1 protein-coding gene is annotated in these 264 nt (G+C 59.1%); it reads left to right on the top strand.

Features of this window, described 5'->3' with window-relative positions; all coding sequences use genetic code 11:
* Positions 1–127: 127 nt before the first annotated feature.
* Positions 128–264 (top strand): creatininase family protein (locus R2R70_RS20905; protein ID WP_410979036.1); only part of this gene is annotated, 137 nt, incomplete at its 3' end.

The raw sequence follows: 264 nt of genomic DNA, 5'->3' as shown, positions 1-264 counted from the left end.
CTCTGCTGCAGATGACGCTCGATGACCTGCGTGGATATCTCGGCAACGCGCGGACCGCGGACGCGAGATCCAGATTTCTGAACCGCAACAAGAAGGCCTGATCGTGAGCAATCTCAAACTGCCGGAAATGCTGCATCTTGCACGCATGACGTATGAGGACGTGGCGGCCGCATTGGCCACGCAGTTCGATCGCGTCATCATTCCTTGCGGTGCAATCGAGCAGCACGGCCCCCATCTGCCGCTGAGCATGGATGCCGATCATGC

Source organism: Cobetia sp. SIMBA_158, assembly GCF_046566945.1.
GTDB lineage: Bacteria > Pseudomonadota > Gammaproteobacteria > Pseudomonadales > Halomonadaceae > Cobetia > Cobetia amphilecti.
Note: the sequence above shows the minus strand (reverse complement) of the source record. Positions and strands in the feature narration are given on the sequence as shown.